The following is a 15,007-nucleotide window of genomic DNA, read 5'->3' as shown; positions in this document are numbered from 1 at the left end:
CGGTTACGCCCAAAGTTCATACCGCCTCAACTTGCTTTTCTTTGTTCTTGCTCCGAGGGTTTGACGCCAGGGCCGCCAGCATCAAACCAATCAAAATGCCGAGGGCCTTCCAGTTGATCGACTCGACAGTGCCGTGAATCATGTATTTCACGAAAATCCCCGATCCTGTTGCAGCGAGCAAGAGGTTGATTGGTCGGGGGGACAAGAAAGTGTTCCTGATAACTTGACTGTAGAAATATAGCAGCAAGAACAATCCGATTACGCCACCGCCCGCCAATGCTTCAAGATAATTACTATGAGGGCCGAGATGAACATAGTAATCTTGACCCCCTTTGTCAATTTCCGTTAGCCAGTCAGCATTGTTTTTGGCTAATTCATTAGCTTTGTCTTGGAAGGCATCGCTGCCGAAGCCAATTCCAGCAAAGGGTGATTGCTCCCAGAATTGAAGGGCCGGACCCCACGTGTAGTTCAGTCGGTCAGACATATAGGTGATATTGGATAATCGCTCTTTAAGCGGATTTTCCGGAATTAAAAGCGATAGACCGAAGATCAGACATAAGCTGCCTGCAACGACCGCTAATTGCTTGCCCTTCTTAGTCAGTATTGCCCAGGAAACAATGCAAAAAATCAGTGCCAGCCAGACTCCCCGGGCGCCGGTAACGATCATCAGGCAGGCAAAAATCAGGACCAAGGACTTAATAACCGACTTGATGATTCTCTTGTCAGCTAGCTCGCCAGAAAACATCAGGAAGGGAAAGCAAAGAATAAGGCGGTCCCCCCAGGATCTCATACTTGGATAGGGCGGGATTAGTGCGCCCACCGCCTTTGATACGGAAATCCATTCGGCAATATACATGCAAGCGAGCACAGCACTGAGTGGTACGATAAATTGCCAGAATCTTTTTTGGCTGCCACGATCCTGAAAAATGACCGCGTAAATGCAGCCAGTCATCACAGCTATACCGGGATTGCCCCACCATTGAGCGACGGCTTGCTTGGGCAGCGGTGCCCACGTGCAACTTAGAAGGTTCCAGGCCGAGAAGACGCAGAACCCGAAGGTCAGCGCTTTAGGGGGCCAAGTTAATGCTGTGCCTCTGCTTAACAAAACATATGCGAGTCCAACTAGCGGTGCTCCAAATAAGCCAAGGTTATAGAGAGCATTTGCGTGAGGTAGTACTAGCCCTGTCAACCAACAATAGAGAAGTGCCTCGCTTATGCCGTGAAGATAGGCGATGCATTTCGGTTCACGCGACGTCGTTGCGAAGGAGTTGGTCATAAATCTCGGAAAGGTTGGCGGAAACAAAACTCCAGTCATGATTCTCTCGGGCATAAATCTGTCCGGCCGCAGCGATGTCCCGCATCTTGTCAGGCATCTCCAGGATGTTTTCTATTTGGGCTGCGAGAGATGGCGCATTTCCGTATTCGCCGATTAGAAATCCTGTATTCCCGGGCTGGACAAATTCGGGCAGTCCCCCGTTGGGCGCAGCCAAAACAGGAATTCCGGCGGCCATGCCTTCAAGGCATACCATGCCGAACGTTTCAGAAATGGAAGGCACGACCAGCAGATCTCCTGCTTGGTAATGCCGATACATTTCCTCTGGGTGGACCGAACCAATCAGGTCGACCTGATTGGAGAAAGGCTTGAGAAACTCCTCAAGGCGGTCTGCATATTTTGCGCGATCATGTGTGCCAAAGCTTCTTTCTCCGATGACGACCAACTGCAGTTCCGGATGCCGCGGTACCAAGAGAGCAAAGGCCTCCGCTAAAAGGTGAACGCCTTTTTCACGAGAAATTCTACCGGCATACAATATGACTTTCTTTGATGCGGAAAGCCGCTTTTTCCATTCCGGCGGGGTTGTTGTTTGATGGTAAATGTCTTTGTCGATACCATTGGTTATGATCTGAATTTTGGCATCGGGAAGTCGTTCTTCGTACCACTGAGCTAGGTAGTTGGAAACAGTGAGTAACAAGTCTGCATGGAAATTGCCTTTCGGCTGTTTTTCGTTATGCATATGCAGGATTGTTTTACGGCCAGAAAGCCGTTGGACCATTTGCCGGTGAAGTTCCGGGGAGTTCTGCGTGTGGACGATCTTGGCATCAATCTCCCGGCAATAACGAGCAGCGCGCGCTGCATAGCCGTAAGGATCAAGGCGGGTCCATTTTTGGAACAGGCGCTTATATGTTCTCGATAAATTTATCCGGTAGAAGTGGACGCCTTCCCGAATTTCATGTTCGGGGGATGGATCGTCTTCCCCTGTGCAAATGATATGCGGCACATATTTTTCGGAACGGGCGAGGTGGCGTGCTACCTGCCATGTCCACCATTCGACCGCAGCGCCTCCGGTTGGCGGGATACGCTGAATGGGTTGCGCAACCAGCGCGATGTTTTGCTTAGAATCGACTCTTTGCTGCTTCAAAACGAAAATCCTTACATTGGAGCCCGTACTCGGTGGCGAATTATCCCTCAATGGGATGCCGCGGCACGGGCGGAGGGTGCGAAACTGGGTAAAATCTGCCGCCTTCGTTGTTGGATTCTTTAGGCTTGGTAGCCAACGGCGATAGCCCCTGTGACGAGATTGATCTTACGGCCATTAGATATGCATAACGGAACTCCCGCGATCTTGATTATTCGTCGCGATAACATCGGTGATCTGATTCTTACTACCCCGCTTTTCGAAGCCTTGCGCCGCAAGTTTCCGGAAGCCTATCTGGCGGTTTTGGCTAATAGCTACAACTGCCCCACGGTGGCGGGTAACCCATATCTAGATGAGATCTTCGCTTATACGAAGGGCAAGCACGCGGAAAGCGAGTCTCACGTTTCGGTATATCTGCGAAGGTTGAAGCTATTGTGGCAGCTACGCCGAAAACGTTTTGACTACGTCATCCTGCCAAATAGCGGTTTCGCAAAAAGGGCGTTGGGTCTGGCTCGATGGGTGGCACCCAAGCATATTGTCGGGTTCGTCAATGATGGTGCAAACGGCGAAAAGATCGATTTCGCGGTTCCGCATGGCGATGGCGGCAACTTACATGAAACTGAGGATATTTATCGACTTCTGGAACCGCTCGGGATCTCAAGTCCGATTCCTCGGCTGAGCGTTGTTGCTGATCAACTGCGGGTGTCAGAGCTGCTTGCTGCCTTACCCGCTCGAGTTTGCGACTCACAAGGCCCTCTGGTGGCACTGCACATCAGTGCCCGCAAGGAAAAACAGCGCTGGCCGGTAGAACGCTTCAGCGAACTGGCGCATCGGCTACACGCGGCACATGCCGCGCGTTTCCTAGTCTTCTGGTCGCCGGGCGACGAGAACAATCCCTTCCATCCCGGCGATGACGGCAAGGCCGCTCGCCTGCTGGCGGCGTTGTCCGACCTGCCGGTCGCACCGATGCGGACTGAGCATCTCTCCGAATTGATTGCCGGCCTGTCGCTGTGCGATGCGGCGGTGCTTTCCGATGGCGGGGCGATGCACGTCGCGGCCGGCCTCGGCAAACCGTTGGTCTGCTTTTTCGGCAATTCTTCAGTCGAACGCTGGCACCCGTGGGGTGTGCCCTACGAACTATTGCAAAAGCCGTCGCGCGATGTCGCCGACATCAGCGTCGACGAAGCCGTCGACGCCTTTGGCCGGCTGCTGTCGCGGCGCTAGTGCGCCGCCTCCCAGTTCGGTCCGACGCCCAGTTCGACGACCAGCGGCACCTTCAGTTCGGCCACCTGTCCCATCAGCCGGGGCAGGTGAGTGCGGATTTCGACTAGTTCGTCATCCGGCACTTCGAGGACCAGTTCGTCGTGCACCTGCAGCACCAGGCGCGATTTCAGGCCTGATCTTTCCAGCCAGTTCTGGACGGCGATCATCGCCAGCTTGATCAGGTCGGCGGCGGTACCCTGCATTGGCGCGTTGATGGCGGCGCGTTCGGCGCCCTGGCGGCGATTGCCGTTGCTCGAGCGGATATCGGGGAACCACAGCCGGCGGCCGAAGGCGGTTTCGACGTAGCCCTTCTGGCGAGCGGTTTCGCGCGCTTCTTCCATGTACTGGGCGACCCCCGTGTAGCGGGCGAAATAGCGGTCGATGTAGATTTGCGCCGCACTGCGTTCCAGGCCGAGCTGGCGGGCCAGACCGAAGGCGCTCATGCCGTAGATCAGGCCGAAGTTGATGCTCTTGGCGACGCGGCGCTGGTCGGGACCGACTTCGAGCGGCGTGACGCCGAAAATTTCGCCGGCCGTCGCCCGGTGCACGTCCTCGCCATGGGCGAAGGCATCGAGTAGGCCGGGATCGCCTGAGAGATGCGCCATGATGCGCAGTTCGATCTGCGAATAGTCGGCCGAGACGATGCTGCTGCCGGCCGGGGCGATGAAGGCGGTACGGATTTTCCGGCCTTCCTCGCTGCGTACCGGAATGTTCTGCAGGTTGGGATCGCTCGAGGCGAGGCGACCGGTGACCACGGCGGCCTGGGCAAAGTGCGTATGGACCCGGCCGGTGGCCGGATTGACCATGCGCGGCAGCTTGTCGGTGTAGGTGCCCTTGAGCTTGGACAGGCTGCGGTGCTCGAGCAGCAGCTTGGGCAGCGGGTAATCGAGGGCCAGTTCGGAGAGCACTTCCTCGTCGGTCGACGGGCCGCCTGATGGCGTTTTCTTCTTGACCGGCAGGCCGAGCTTCTCGAATAGGATCTCGGCCAGCTGCTTGGGTGAGGCGAGGTTGAAGGGCTGGCCGGCCAGCTCGAAGGCCTGCGCTTCGAGGGCCATGATCTTCTGGCCCATTTCGTGGCTTTGCCGGGCCAGCACGGCGCTGTCGATCAGGATGCCGTTGCGTTCGATCCGCCAGATGACCTGGCGGGCCGGCATTTCGATGGCGTGATAGATGTAGGACAGGCCGGGCTCGGCGGCAAAGCGCGGATGCAGCGCCTGATGGACGCGCAGCGTGACGTCGGAATCTTCCGCCGAATAGGTCGCGGCGCGCTCGATATCGACCTGATCGAAGCCGATCTGCTTGGCGCCCTTGCCGCACAGGTCTTCGTAGGCGATGGTGGCGAGACCGAGGTGGCGGCTGCACAACTGGCCGAGATCGTGACCCTTGTCAGACTCGATGACATAGCTCTGCAGCATCGTGTCGTGTTCGATACCGGCCAGCGCGATGCCGTGGTTGGCGAAGACGTGCTGGTCGTACTTGGCGTTCTGCAGCACTTTCTTGTGGCTGCTTGCTTCCAGCCAGGGCTTCAGCTTGGCCAGCACTTCGTCGCGCGGCAACTGGTCGGGGGCGCCGGGAGCGGTGTGGGCGAGCGGGATGTAGCAGGCTTCGCCGACCTTGACCGACAGCGAAATGCCGACGATGCGGGCGGCAAACGAGTCGAGACTGGTCGTTTCGGTGTCGAGGGCGGTCAGTTCGGCGGATTCGATCCTGGCCAGCCAGGCATCCAGTTGCGCCCAAGTGAAGACTGTCTCGTAGGTGACCGGAATCGCCCCGGCCGGGTCTTGCTCAACGGGCGCCGGGCTGTCCATCGCCTGGCTTGGCGCGGCGGGGACGGCCGGCGCATCGAGATCGCGCAACCAACTCCGGAATTCATAGCGGGTGTATAGGCGGCGCAAGGTTTCGCTGTCGCGCGGCGTGGTGGTCAGCGCATTCGGGGCGGGCAGATTGGAGAGGTCGCAGGCGACGGTGACCAGCTTCTTGCCGAGCGGCAGGAAAGCAAGGTGAGCGCGCAGGTTCTGGCCGACCACGCCGCCGATTTCATCGGCATGGGCGACGATGGCGTCGAGCGAGCCATACTGGGCCAGCCATTTCAGGGCCGTTTTCGGGCCGCACTTGGCAACGCCGGGCACGCCGTCGACGGTATCGCCGACCAGCGCCAGGTAATCGACGATACGGCCCGGCGGTACGCCGAACTTGGCCTCGACTCCGGCTTCGTCGAGCAGTTCGTTGCTCATCGTGTTGTACCAGCGGACCAGGGGGCTGACCAGCTGGGTCAGGTCCTTGTCGCCGGTCGAAATCAGCGTTTCGATGCCGTCCGCAGCGGCCTTGGTCGCCAGCGTGCCGATCACGTCGTCGGCTTCGACGCCATCGACCATCAGCAGCGGCCAGCCGGCGGCCTGGATGGCGGCGTGCAGCGGTTCGATCTGGCCGATCATTTCGTCCGGCATCGGCGGCCGGTGCGCCTTGTATTCCGGATACCAGTCGTCGCGGAAGGTCTTACCCTTGGCGTCGAAGACGACGGCCTTGTAGTCTGCCTTGTAGTCGCTTTCCAGCCGGCGTAGCATGTTCAGGACGCCATAGATGGCGCCGGTCGGCTCGCCTGCCTTGTTGCGCAGGTCGGGCATGGCGTGGAAAGCGCGATAGAGATAGGACGAACCGTCCACCAACAACAAAAGAGGCATGAGAAGTGACGGAGAATGACAAACTGGTGATGGGCGTGGAATCCGAGGCCCTGCTGCAGGCGGCGTCGGCCCGGGAATCCTGGCGGATTTTCGGCATTATGTCAGAGTTCGTCGAGGCGACCGAACGTCTGGCGGCGATCAAGCCGGCCGTCACCGTCTTCGGCAGTGCCCGCGTCCGGCCCGATTCGCCTTATTACATGCTGACGCAGCAGACGGCGCGGCTGCTCTCCGATTCCGGTTTCTCGGTGATCTCCGGGGGCGGTCCGGGGATCATGGAGGCGGCCAACAAGGGGGCGTTCTTCGGCAAGTCACCCTCGGTCGGCCTGAATATCCAGTTGTCGCACGAGCAGCAAACCAATCCTTACCAGGATATTTCGCAGACTTTCCGCCACTTCTTCGCCCGCAAATACATGTTCGTCCGCTTCGCCAGCGCCTATGTCGTGATGCCCGGCGGTTTCGGCACGCTGGACGAACTGATGGAAGCGCTGACCCTGATCCAGACCGGCAAGTCCCGCAAGATTCCGTTGATTCTGGTCTGTTCCGATTTCTGGAAGGGCATGATCGACTGGTTCAAGGAAAAACTGGTCGAGGAAAGAATGGTCGATCCGGAAGACATCAACCTGATCCAGATGATCGACGAGCCAGCCCTGGTCGTCGAAGCCATTTTCAAGCATTACGAAGCGCGTCCATTCGGGCCGTTGCCCAACGAGCGCGAGTTGATGCTCAACCTGTAATAAAATTGGCCCTAGACCAACGAGGAAAACCCCATGCGCCGTCTTCTCCCCATCCTGCTTCTCGCCGCCTTGCCCGTCTGGGCGCAGAACGATCTGCAGCCGCTACCCGCCGTGCCACCGCCGCCGCCCGGCATGGAGGCCTTCGACGAAGCGCTTGAGCCGCAGGTGACGATCGTCAAAGCCGAAAAGGAAACCCGCGAGGAATACCGCGTCAAGGGCAAGCTGTACATGGTCAAGGTGACGCCGGCCATCGGCCCGTCCTATTACCTGGTCGATCGTCTCGGCGACGGCAATTTCATCGAGGCGGACATCGGCAAAAACCCGGTCAAGCCACCGATGTGGATCCTCCATAGCTGGTAAGTCTTGTCCGTCTATACCTCGGTCGGGCGCGACGAACTCGCTGCCTGGCTGCAGCCGCTGGCTCTCGGTGAGTTGATCGGGCATGCCGGCATCGCCGCCGGCATGCAAAATTCCAACTATTTCGTGACGACGGCCAGCGGCCGCTTCGTGCTCACCCTGTTCGAGCGCATTGAGCCGGCGGCGCTCGATTTCTACCTTGGCCTGATGGATCATCTGGCACGCCGCGGCATTCCCTGTCCGCAGCCGCTGGCTGACCGGCAAGGCCGGCGCTGGCGGCTCTTGGCCGGCAAGCCGGCGGCGCTGCTCAGTTGCCTGCCGGGCACCATCGAAGAATCGCCAAGCCCCGCGCAGTGCGAAGCGCTCGGCGAAATGCTGGCGCGTATGCATCTGGCCGGGGCCGACCTGCCGAATCCCCTGGCCAATCCCTGCGGCGCCGCCTGGCGCCAGGCGACCGGCGAGGTCCTGATGCCGATGCTGGCGTCGGCCGAGCGCAGCCTGCTGGCCGACGAACTGGCCTTCCAGGTGGCCCAGGATTTCTCGGCCTTGCCGCGCGGTATCATCCACGCCGATCTCTTTCGCGACAACGTGCTGTGGGATGAAGCGGGGCGGCTTTCCGGTGTGCTCGACTTCTATTTCGCCGGCGAGGACTGTTTATTGTTCGATCTGGCCGTCGTCGCCAACGAGTGGTGTTTCAATCACGCAACATTGTCCGAACTACTCGCCGGCTACCGCCGCCGGCGCCCGTTGAGCGAGGCCGAGATGGCCGCCTGGCCGGCCATGCGGCGGGCCGCCGCGCTGCGTTTCTGGCTGCTCCGGCTGGACGCCCGACACCGGCCGCGCGATGGCGAGGTGGTGACGATCAAGGATCCGGAGCATTTTGGCCAGATGCTGGCACGTTTCCGCCTTGCCCCCGAGGCGCTCCCCCGTTAGCATCCGCGCATGAACGAAACTACCGAATTTCCGCTGGAGCCGGCGCCTTTCAACGGTGAAAGCCGTGAAGTCGACCCCGGCGCCTGTTTTGACTGGCTGCAACAGGGCTGGACGATGTTCCTGGTCAACCCCGGGGTATGGATCGGCAGCACCATGCTGCTGCTGATCATGCTGATGGCCATCTCGATCGTGCCGTTTTTCGGTCAGATCGCCGCCCATTTGCTGGTCCCGCTGTTCGGCGCTGGCATGGTGCAGATCTGTCGGCATATGGGCGACGAGCCCCAGGCCGAAATTGCCGACCTGTTTGCCGGTTTTCGCCATAACGCCGGTCAGCTGGTAATGGTCGGCGTCTTCTTTGCCGCCGGTGTTTTCGGACTCGCCTTCATCGCCTTCCTGCTGGTCAGCGGCGGCGTCTTCGGCGGCGTCGTCACCGGCAAGATCGCCGGCTTCGGCATTGCGCTGGGCGGGGTGATGCTGGCCGGGCTGGTCGTCGCGATCTTGTCGGTTCCGGTCATCATGGCCACCTGGTTCGCGCCGGCCCTGGTCTTCTTTCACGACATGAAGCCGGCCGCGGCGATGCGGGCGAGTTTCGATGCCGGCGCCAAGAACTGGCTGGCCATGCTGATTTTCGGCGTCTTTCTCGTCGTTGCGCTGTTCTTTGCCATGCTGCCGCTCGGTCTCGGCTTGCTGCTGCTGCTGCCGATATTTTCCGGCGCGGTGTACGCGTCCTACCGCGACATTTTCGTCGGGACCTGACGGTGCGCGCCCAGACTCTTCCCGCCGCCGCCGGCTGGCGCTGGATCGTCGCCGGCTTGGCGATCTTCCGGCGCAATCCGCTGACTTTCTCGATGCTGGTTGTCACCTACTGGTTCACCGTGATTTTCCTCAACGTCCTGCCGCTGATCGGTGCGGTGGCGGCATCGCTGGTCATTCCCGGCCTTTCTGTCGGCCTGATGCAGGCGGCGCGCAACCTCGAGCGCGGCCAGCCGATCGGGCTGCAGACCCTGTATGGCGGGCTGAAGGAAAACACCAGGACGCTGATCGGCCTCGGCGCCCTCTATCTCTGTTGCACCCTCGGCATTCTCGGCGCCTCGACCTTGGCCGACGGCGGCGATCTGCTGCGCTACATGCTGGCCTCCAGCCGGGCCGAACGGGCGGCCGTCGAAGATGCCGATTTCCTGCTGCCCTCGCTGGTCGTCATGATCATGCTCGTGCCGCTGCTGATGGCCTACTGGTTTGCCCCGGTGCTGGCCGCCTGGCACCGCTTGCCGATCGGCAAGTCGCTTTTTTTCAGCTTTGTCGCCTGCTGGATCAACTGGCGGCCTTTCCTCGCCTACAGCATCGGCCTGCTGCTGTTTGCCGGGGTCATTCCGGGCCTGCTGCTCGGCCTGCTGCTGATCCTCTTTCCGGGTGCCGCAAGTTTGATCGCCGGGCTGGTCATGGTGCCCATCGCGCTGATTATCGCGCCGGTCATCTTTGCCAGCTTCTACGCCAGTTACCGCGATATTTTCGGCATCTCCGAAATTGTCTGAGCCTTTAGGCCTGTTCGGCGGCACCTTCGATCCCGTGCATTTCGGCCACCTGCGGCTGGCCGAGGAAGCCATCGGCCAGCTTGGCCTGGGCGGCGTGTGCTGGATTCCCGCCGGGCATCCGCCGCACCGTGGCCCGCCGCAGGTGACGGCGGAGCAGCGGCTGGCGATGGTGCGCCAGGCGACGGCCGGAAATCCCCGGTTTTCGATCGACCCCGGCGAGGTCGAAGCGAGCGCCCCGAGCTATACCGTGCATACGCTGGAGCGCCTGCGGGGCGAACTCGGCGCCGGGCAATCGCTGGTCCTGCTGGTCGGCGCCGATGCCTTTGCCGGCTTGACCACCTGGCACCGCTGGGCGGAGCTTTTTGCGCTGGCCCATATCGCCATTTCGCACCGCCCGGGCTTTCCGGTCGAAGCCGCCAGCCTGCCGCCGGAACTGGCCAGCCAGTTCAAGACGCGCCAGGTGAGCGATATGGCGCAGTTGAAAAGTGCGCCGGCCGGCCGCATTGCCACCTTTGCCATGACCCAGCTCGCCATTTCGGCGACCCAAATCCGAAAACTGTTGTCTAACGGCCTTTCCGCGCGCTATTTGCTGCCGGATAGCGTTCTCGACTATATTGACCTTCACCAACTCTACAGAAATAGGCTCTAAACCCTGATGGATATCCGCAAGCTGCAAAAAATCGTCGTTTCCGCCCTTGAAGACATCAAAGGCAAGGACATCGAAGTCATCAACACCACCAAGCTGACCTCGATGTTCGATCGTCTGGTCATCGCCACCGGCGACTCCAACCGCCAGGTCAAGGCATTGGCCGGCAACGTCCAGGAAAAGGTCAAGGAAGCCGGCGGCGAGGTGTTGTCCACCGAAGGTGAAGACGGCGGCGAATGGGTGCTGGTTGATCTGGGCGACATCATCGTCCACGTCATGCAACCGACCGTGCGCCAGTACTACAACCTCGAAGAACTCTGGCAGGCCACGCCCTCCCAGCGCCGCAAGGCAACGGAGCAGGCTGCGTCTGAATGAAACTGAGCGTACTCGCTGTCGGCCATCGCCAGCCCGACTGGGTGAGCGACGGCTGCGCCGAGTACCTCAAGCGCCTGCCGCGCGAATTGGCCGTCAGCGTCACTGAAATCAAGCCCGAGCCACGCGGCTCGAAAACGCGCGAGCAGTTGCTGGCCGCCGAAAAAGGGCGGATCCGCGATGCTCTGGGTTCCGGCTGTCGCATCGTCGTGCTCGATGAAAAAGGCGACGACCTGACGACGCTCAAGCTGGCCCGCCGGCTGGAGGCCTGGATGCAGGACGGCCGCGACGTGGCGCTGCTGATCGGCGGGGCGGACGGGCTGGATGAAGAATTCAAACAACAGGCCGACGACAAGTTGCGCCTGTCCAGTCTGACGCTGCCGCACGGCATGGCGCGCCTGGTGCTGTGCGAACAGCTGTACCGGGCGGTCAGCGTACTGAAAAACCATCCATATCATCGGGAGGGATGATGCGTCTTTACCTTTCTTCGCGTAGCCCGCGGCGTCGCGAACTGTTGACCCAGATGGGCATAGCATTCGACACCATCGTTTTTCGCGATGGCTTGCGCAGCGATTCGGCCACCGATGAAACGCCGTTTTCCGCCGAAGATCCGGTCATCTACGTCGAGCGCGTTACCCGCGCCAAGGCCGAGCACGGCCTGAAAATCGTCAATGAACGCAAGCTGCCGCTGCGCCCGGTGCTGGCTGCCGATACGACGCTCGAACTCGACGGCCAGATCATCGGCAAGCCGGTCGATATGGCCGACGCCGTCAGTATCCTGCGCCGCCTGTCCGGCCACACCCACCGCGTGCTGACCGGTGTGGCGCTCGACCACATGGGGCGGACCGAATACGTGCTGTCGCGCAGCGAAGTGCGCTTTCGCACGCTGGACGAGGAAGAAATCCGCCATTACGTGCTGAGCGGCGAACCGATGGACAAGGCCGGCGCCTACGGCATCCAGGGGCGCGGCGGGATGTTCGTCGAACATCTGTCGGGCAGCTTTTCCGGTGTCATGGGTCTGCCGGTCTGCGAAACCGGCGAGTTGCTCAAGCGTTTCGGCTGGCGCTTCTAAGTAGTCCGGGCCCATCCGGCGGCTAGCCTGGCCGGGCGCCGAGGGCGACGATCATTTCGGCCGCCTGGCGGGCGCCGCCGACCGCCGGCCGTGGCGGCCGCGGTTGTTGCCACAGGGCGCTCAGCGCTTCAGCCAGTTGCCCGTCGGCCAGCCGGCCAGCCGCGATCTCCAGACTGGGCGCATGGCCGGCCAGCCAATCGATCAGACAGTCCTGTTCCGGCCAGTCCTCCCGTCGTTGATAGAGCACTGGCGTGCCATTGGCGGCCGCTTCGGTGAAGGTGCCGTAGCCGGGTTTGGTGATGATCGCGTCGACCGAACACAGCAGGTCGGTAAAACTCAGCCCGAAGCTCTCGACGGTCAGCGCATCCGGGTGATGGCATTGCCAGTTGGCGGCGACCAGCCAGCGGAGGCCGGGCCGGCGCGGCCATTGGTCGACCGGCAGGTGGTGGGCGATGCCGCCCATGGCGACCAGCACGGCCCGGTCGCCGCCCAGGCCGAGGTCGTGTTTTTGGCCGAGCGCGGCAATCGGGCCGATGGCCCGGACGTTGCCCAAGCTGTCCATCGGCATGCCGGGCGTGACGCGCAGGAAGACCTTGGCCGCCCGGTAGGCGGCGAGCATCTCGGCATGTATCGCGGCGGCCCACGGTTCGTCAGCGAAGAAGTGGGCAAACAGATCGGCCCAGTTCAGCGAACACAGACTGAGCGCCGGAATGCCGGCCGCTGCGGCGCCAGCCAGCGGCAGATAGCTGACATTGGTCAGCACAAGGTCCGGCTTGAGCTGGCTCAGCCAGGCCGCTTCGGTGGCCACGCTGGCCGGCCAGTCGGCATGGGCCTGGCGGTAGGCGGCGGCGCTGGCCGGCCGGTCGATGCGGGTGGCGTCGAGCATCACGTAGCCGAAATCGGTGCGCTCTTCGATCAAGGTAAACGGCACGCCGATGCGTTGCCGGAGTTTGCTGGCGGGCAGCCGCGTCCGGATGGTCAGGCGGTAGTTCGGGACGATTTCCGCCAGGGTATTGAGGACCGGGGCGGTGATGGCGAGATGACCGAAGCCGTGGCTGGAGATGTCGACAAAAAGGTGCAGTGGATTGGGCATGGCGGCGCCATGGTAGCAGCTTGGCAACAGCGCTTTGTCATCTCCCGGAAGTGCGCCGGTGCTATGCTGCCCAAGGGAATGCTGGAGTGTGATTCCCGACAACCTACCGCGAAAATAAATAAAGGAGAGTTCCTTATGAATACGTTGCGCAGAGTCGTCGTAGCATCACTCGTTGGCCTGGGGGCCGGGCTGCTTGCCCCAGTGGCCATCGCCGTCGATAACAGTTCGCTGGATCAGCCGGCATTTCGCGAGCATAAGGCCACTTACGGCCTGGTTTACCGCTTGCCGCCGGAGGTTACGGCAGTTCTCGACAGCAAGATTTCGCCGCCGTTGCGTGAGCGCCTGATCAAGTTGGGCCTGGTAAACGAGGCGCGCACCTTCAATCTGCCGCACGTGACGGTGCTGCACATTCACAGTGCCGACCCGACGACCCCGGCAAAAATGCTCAAGGCCTTGCCCGGCATGCCGCCGCCAATCACGCTGACGCTGAAGAGTTTCTACAACACCGAGGCCGCCAAGGGAGCCGGTGCGCCCTGGTGGTTCGACTTGGGCGTCGTCAAGAGCGGCCCGGGCTATAGCGACATGATGTCCTTCAACACCGTGGCGACGGCGGCCTTGACGCCATTGCGCGATGGGCCGCTGCCGCGTTGTACCGGACCGGTGTTCGCCAAGATGAGCGAGGCAGCGAAGGAACTGACGCGCACGGTCGGCGTCAGCGGCGTCAATGTCTTCAAGGACGGCAAGGAAACCGCTTCGCATAATCCGCACACCACGCTGGTGTACAGCATGACACCTTACGACGAGCGGGTGCAGGCGGCCATGAAGGATGTCGCCGACGAAATGAACCGGATTTTGCCGAATGGCATCGACACCCAGTTCAAGGATGTTTCCATCGTCGAGATCGGCTTCATGGGCAACGTGCTGCGCGAGTTCTACCGGATCAGCCTGGAAAATGGCTCGGCCTGGGATGTGAGCAGCGGTAAGGCAGTGCCGGTCGGCAAATAACGGCCGGGGCATATAGCCAAAGGGTGCGCTCCCCGGCAATGGAGGGCGCACCCCGGTGCGGCGCCATGGCGTAGCCAGCGCCGGTGAACTCAGCGGTTCTTGAAACTCGCCTTGCGCTTCTCGGCGAAGGCGGCCATGCCTTCCTTCTGGTCTTCCAGCGCAAAAGATGAGTGGAAGACGCGGCGCTCGAAGAGCAGGCCTTCGTTGAGCGACGACTCGAAGGCGCGATTGACCGATTCCTTGATCATCATCACCACCGGCAGCGAGTAGCCGGCAATGGTCGTCGCCGCCTTCAGCGTTTCTTCGAGCAGTTGCTCGGCCGGGATGATGCGGGCGACCAGGCCGGCTTTCTCGGCTTCGACGGCATCCATCATCCGGCCGGTCAGGCAGAGGTCCATCGCCTTGGCCTTGCCGACGGCGCGCGGCAGGCGCTGCGTGCCACCGGCTCCGGGCAGGGTGCCGAGCTTGACTTCCGGCTGGCCGAACTTGGCGGTGTCGGCGGCATAGATCATGTCGCACATCATCGCCATCTCGCAGCCGCCGCCCAGCGCAAAGCCGGCCACCGCCGCGATGACCGGCTTGCGCGTCGTCTTGATGCGCTCCCAGTTGCGGGTGATGAAGTCGGTCTTGTAGGCGTGCATGTAGTCGAAATCCTTCATGAAGCCGATGTCGGCTCCGGCGGCGAAGGCTTTCTCATTGCCGGTGATGACGATGCAGCCGATCGCTTCGTCGGCTTCGAAGGCATCGATCGCCGCACCGATGCCGTCGACCACGTCGTTGTTCAGCGCATTCATCGCTTCCGGACGGTTGATGCGGATCAGGCCAACCTTGCCGTGGGTTTCAACCAGAACTACCTGTGTCATCTCTGCTCTCCAAAAAAACGGCCGCTCCGGGGTGCTCCCGGC

16 protein-coding genes are annotated in these 15,007 nt (G+C 61.2%); 11 read left to right on the top strand and 5 right to left on the bottom strand.

Going from position 1 to position 15,007, the window contains the following annotated elements; translation table 11 throughout:
* Nucleotides 1–16: 16 nt before the first annotated feature.
* A complete protein-coding gene (locus tag ACLIKD_RS17910; RefSeq protein ID WP_428826086.1) occupies nt 17–1,276 on the bottom strand; it encodes an O-antigen ligase family protein in 1,260 nt (419 codons plus the stop codon).
* Entirely contained in the window at nt 1,245–2,417 is a 1,173-nt protein-coding gene (locus tag ACLIKD_RS17905) for a glycosyltransferase (RefSeq protein WP_428826085.1), read from the bottom strand. The genes ACLIKD_RS17910 and ACLIKD_RS17905 overlap by 32 nt, the downstream gene beginning before the upstream one ends.
* Nucleotides 2,418–2,621: 204 nt before the next feature.
* Between ACLIKD_RS17905 and ACLIKD_RS17900 the strand changes: the two genes are divergently transcribed.
* The gene (locus tag ACLIKD_RS17900) at nt 2,622–3,638 is read left to right on the top strand and encodes a glycosyltransferase family 9 protein (RefSeq protein ID WP_428826084.1); all 1,017 of its coding nucleotides are present in this window, start codon (nt 2,622–2,624) and stop codon (nt 3,636–3,638) included.
* Here ACLIKD_RS17900 and polA read toward each other — a convergent pair.
* The gene (polA, locus tag ACLIKD_RS17895; protein ID WP_428826083.1) at nt 3,635–6,358 is read right to left on the bottom strand and encodes a DNA polymerase I; all 2,724 of its coding nucleotides are present in this window, start codon (nt 6,356–6,358) and stop codon (nt 3,635–3,637) included. The genes ACLIKD_RS17900 and polA overlap by 4 nt on opposite strands.
* 5 nt (nt 6,359–6,363) lie before the next feature.
* On the opposite strand from polA, the gene ACLIKD_RS17890 reads away from it, so the two are divergent.
* The 9 genes from ACLIKD_RS17890 to ACLIKD_RS17850 are packed head-to-tail and all read left to right on the top strand — an operon-like array spanning nt 6,364 to nt 12,004.
* A complete protein-coding gene (locus ACLIKD_RS17890; protein WP_413463926.1) occupies nt 6,364–7,092 on the top strand; it encodes a TIGR00730 family Rossman fold protein in 729 nt (242 codons plus the stop codon).
* A 33-nt stretch (nt 7,093–7,125) separates the two neighbouring features.
* A complete protein-coding gene (locus ACLIKD_RS17885) occupies nt 7,126–7,452 on the top strand; it encodes a DUF2782 domain-containing protein (protein ID WP_226417943.1) in 327 nt (108 codons plus the stop codon).
* Nucleotides 7,453–7,455: 3 nt separating this feature from the next.
* Complete coding sequence (locus ACLIKD_RS17880; RefSeq protein WP_428826082.1) at nt 7,456–8,382, top strand: homoserine kinase; 927 nt, start codon at nt 7,456–7,458, stop codon at nt 8,380–8,382.
* A 9-nt stretch (nt 8,383–8,391) separates the two neighbouring features.
* The gene (locus tag ACLIKD_RS17875) at nt 8,392–9,138 is read left to right on the top strand and encodes a BPSS1780 family membrane protein (protein ID WP_428826081.1); all 747 of its coding nucleotides are present in this window, start codon (nt 8,392–8,394) and stop codon (nt 9,136–9,138) included.
* A gap of 2 nt (nt 9,139–9,140) precedes the next feature.
* A complete protein-coding gene (locus ACLIKD_RS17870; RefSeq protein ID WP_428826080.1) occupies nt 9,141–9,914 on the top strand; it encodes a BPSS1780 family membrane protein in 774 nt (257 codons plus the stop codon).
* Entirely contained in the window at nt 9,907–10,563 is a 657-nt protein-coding gene (nadD, locus tag ACLIKD_RS17865; protein ID WP_428826079.1) for a nicotinate-nucleotide adenylyltransferase, read from the top strand. Before ACLIKD_RS17870 ends, nadD begins: the two co-directional genes overlap by 8 nt.
* A 6-nt stretch (nt 10,564–10,569) precedes the next feature.
* Complete coding sequence (rsfS, locus tag ACLIKD_RS17860; protein WP_226417948.1) at nt 10,570–10,935, top strand: ribosome silencing factor; 366 nt, start codon at nt 10,570–10,572, stop codon at nt 10,933–10,935.
* Complete coding sequence (gene rlmH, locus ACLIKD_RS17855; RefSeq protein ID WP_428826078.1) at nt 10,932–11,402, top strand: 23S rRNA (pseudouridine(1915)-N(3))-methyltransferase RlmH; 471 nt, start codon at nt 10,932–10,934, stop codon at nt 11,400–11,402. The genes rsfS and rlmH overlap by 4 nt, the downstream gene beginning before the upstream one ends.
* A complete protein-coding gene (locus tag ACLIKD_RS17850) occupies nt 11,402–12,004 on the top strand; it encodes a Maf family protein (protein WP_428826077.1) in 603 nt (200 codons plus the stop codon). The genes rlmH and ACLIKD_RS17850 overlap by 1 nt, the downstream gene beginning before the upstream one ends.
* Before the next feature lie 22 nt (nt 12,005–12,026).
* On the opposite strand, the gene ACLIKD_RS17845 is transcribed toward ACLIKD_RS17850, so the two are convergent.
* Nucleotides 12,027–13,097 (bottom strand): hypothetical protein, encoded by a 1,071-nt coding sequence (locus ACLIKD_RS17845; RefSeq protein WP_428826076.1) that lies wholly within the window; start codon nt 13,095–13,097, stop codon nt 12,027–12,029.
* Between the two features lie 135 nt (nt 13,098–13,232).
* Here ACLIKD_RS17845 and ACLIKD_RS17840 point away from each other — a divergent pair, with 135 nt between their 5' ends.
* Nucleotides 13,233–14,102 carry a hypothetical protein gene (locus tag ACLIKD_RS17840; protein WP_428826075.1) on the top strand — a complete coding sequence of 290 codons (870 nt, stop codon included), beginning with the start codon at nt 13,233–13,235 and terminating at the stop codon, nt 14,100–14,102.
* 89 nt (nt 14,103–14,191) lie between these two features.
* Here ACLIKD_RS17840 and ACLIKD_RS17835 read toward each other — a convergent pair whose 3' ends face one another.
* Entirely contained in the window at nt 14,192–14,965 is a 774-nt protein-coding gene (locus ACLIKD_RS17835; RefSeq protein WP_428826074.1) for an enoyl-CoA hydratase, read from the bottom strand.
* Nucleotides 14,966–15,007: the final 42 nt, after the last annotated feature.

The sequence above is a fragment of the Azonexus sp. IMCC34842 genome (genome assembly GCF_050368855.1).
Classification (GTDB): domain Bacteria; phylum Pseudomonadota; class Gammaproteobacteria; order Burkholderiales; family Rhodocyclaceae; genus Azonexus; species Azonexus denitrificans_A.
Note: the sequence above shows the minus strand (reverse complement) of the source record. Positions and strands in the feature narration are given on the sequence as shown.

Bases quoted from the DNA above. Each gene is read 5' to 3' on its own strand.
- ACLIKD_RS17885 (WP_226417943.1), top strand. From the start codon at position 7,126: ATGCGCCGTCTTCTCCCCATCCTGCTTCTCGCCGCCTTGCCCGTCTGG.
- rsfS (WP_226417948.1), top strand. From the start codon at position 10,570: ATGGATATCCGCAAGCTGCAAAAAATCGTCGTTTCCGCCCTTGAAGAC.
- ACLIKD_RS17835 (WP_428826074.1), bottom strand. From the start codon at position 14,965: ATGACACAGGTAGTTCTGGTTGAAACCCACGGCAAGGTTGGCCTGATC.
- ACLIKD_RS17850 (WP_428826077.1), top strand. From the start codon at position 11,402: ATGCGTCTTTACCTTTCTTCGCGTAGCCCGCGGCGTCGCGAACTGTTG.
- polA (WP_428826083.1), bottom strand. From the start codon at position 6,358: ATGCCTCTTTTGTTGTTGGTGGACGGTTCGTCCTATCTCTATCGCGCT.
- ACLIKD_RS17910 (WP_428826086.1), bottom strand. From the start codon at position 1,276: ATGACCAACTCCTTCGCAACGACGTCGCGTGAACCGAAATGCATCGCC.
- ACLIKD_RS17840 (WP_428826075.1), top strand. From the start codon at position 13,233: ATGAATACGTTGCGCAGAGTCGTCGTAGCATCACTCGTTGGCCTGGGG.
- ACLIKD_RS17875 (WP_428826081.1), top strand. From the start codon at position 8,392: ATGAACGAAACTACCGAATTTCCGCTGGAGCCGGCGCCTTTCAACGGT.
- rlmH (WP_428826078.1), top strand. From the start codon at position 10,932: ATGAAACTGAGCGTACTCGCTGTCGGCCATCGCCAGCCCGACTGGGTG.
- ACLIKD_RS17845 (WP_428826076.1), bottom strand. From the start codon at position 13,097: ATGCCCAATCCACTGCACCTTTTTGTCGACATCTCCAGCCACGGCTTC.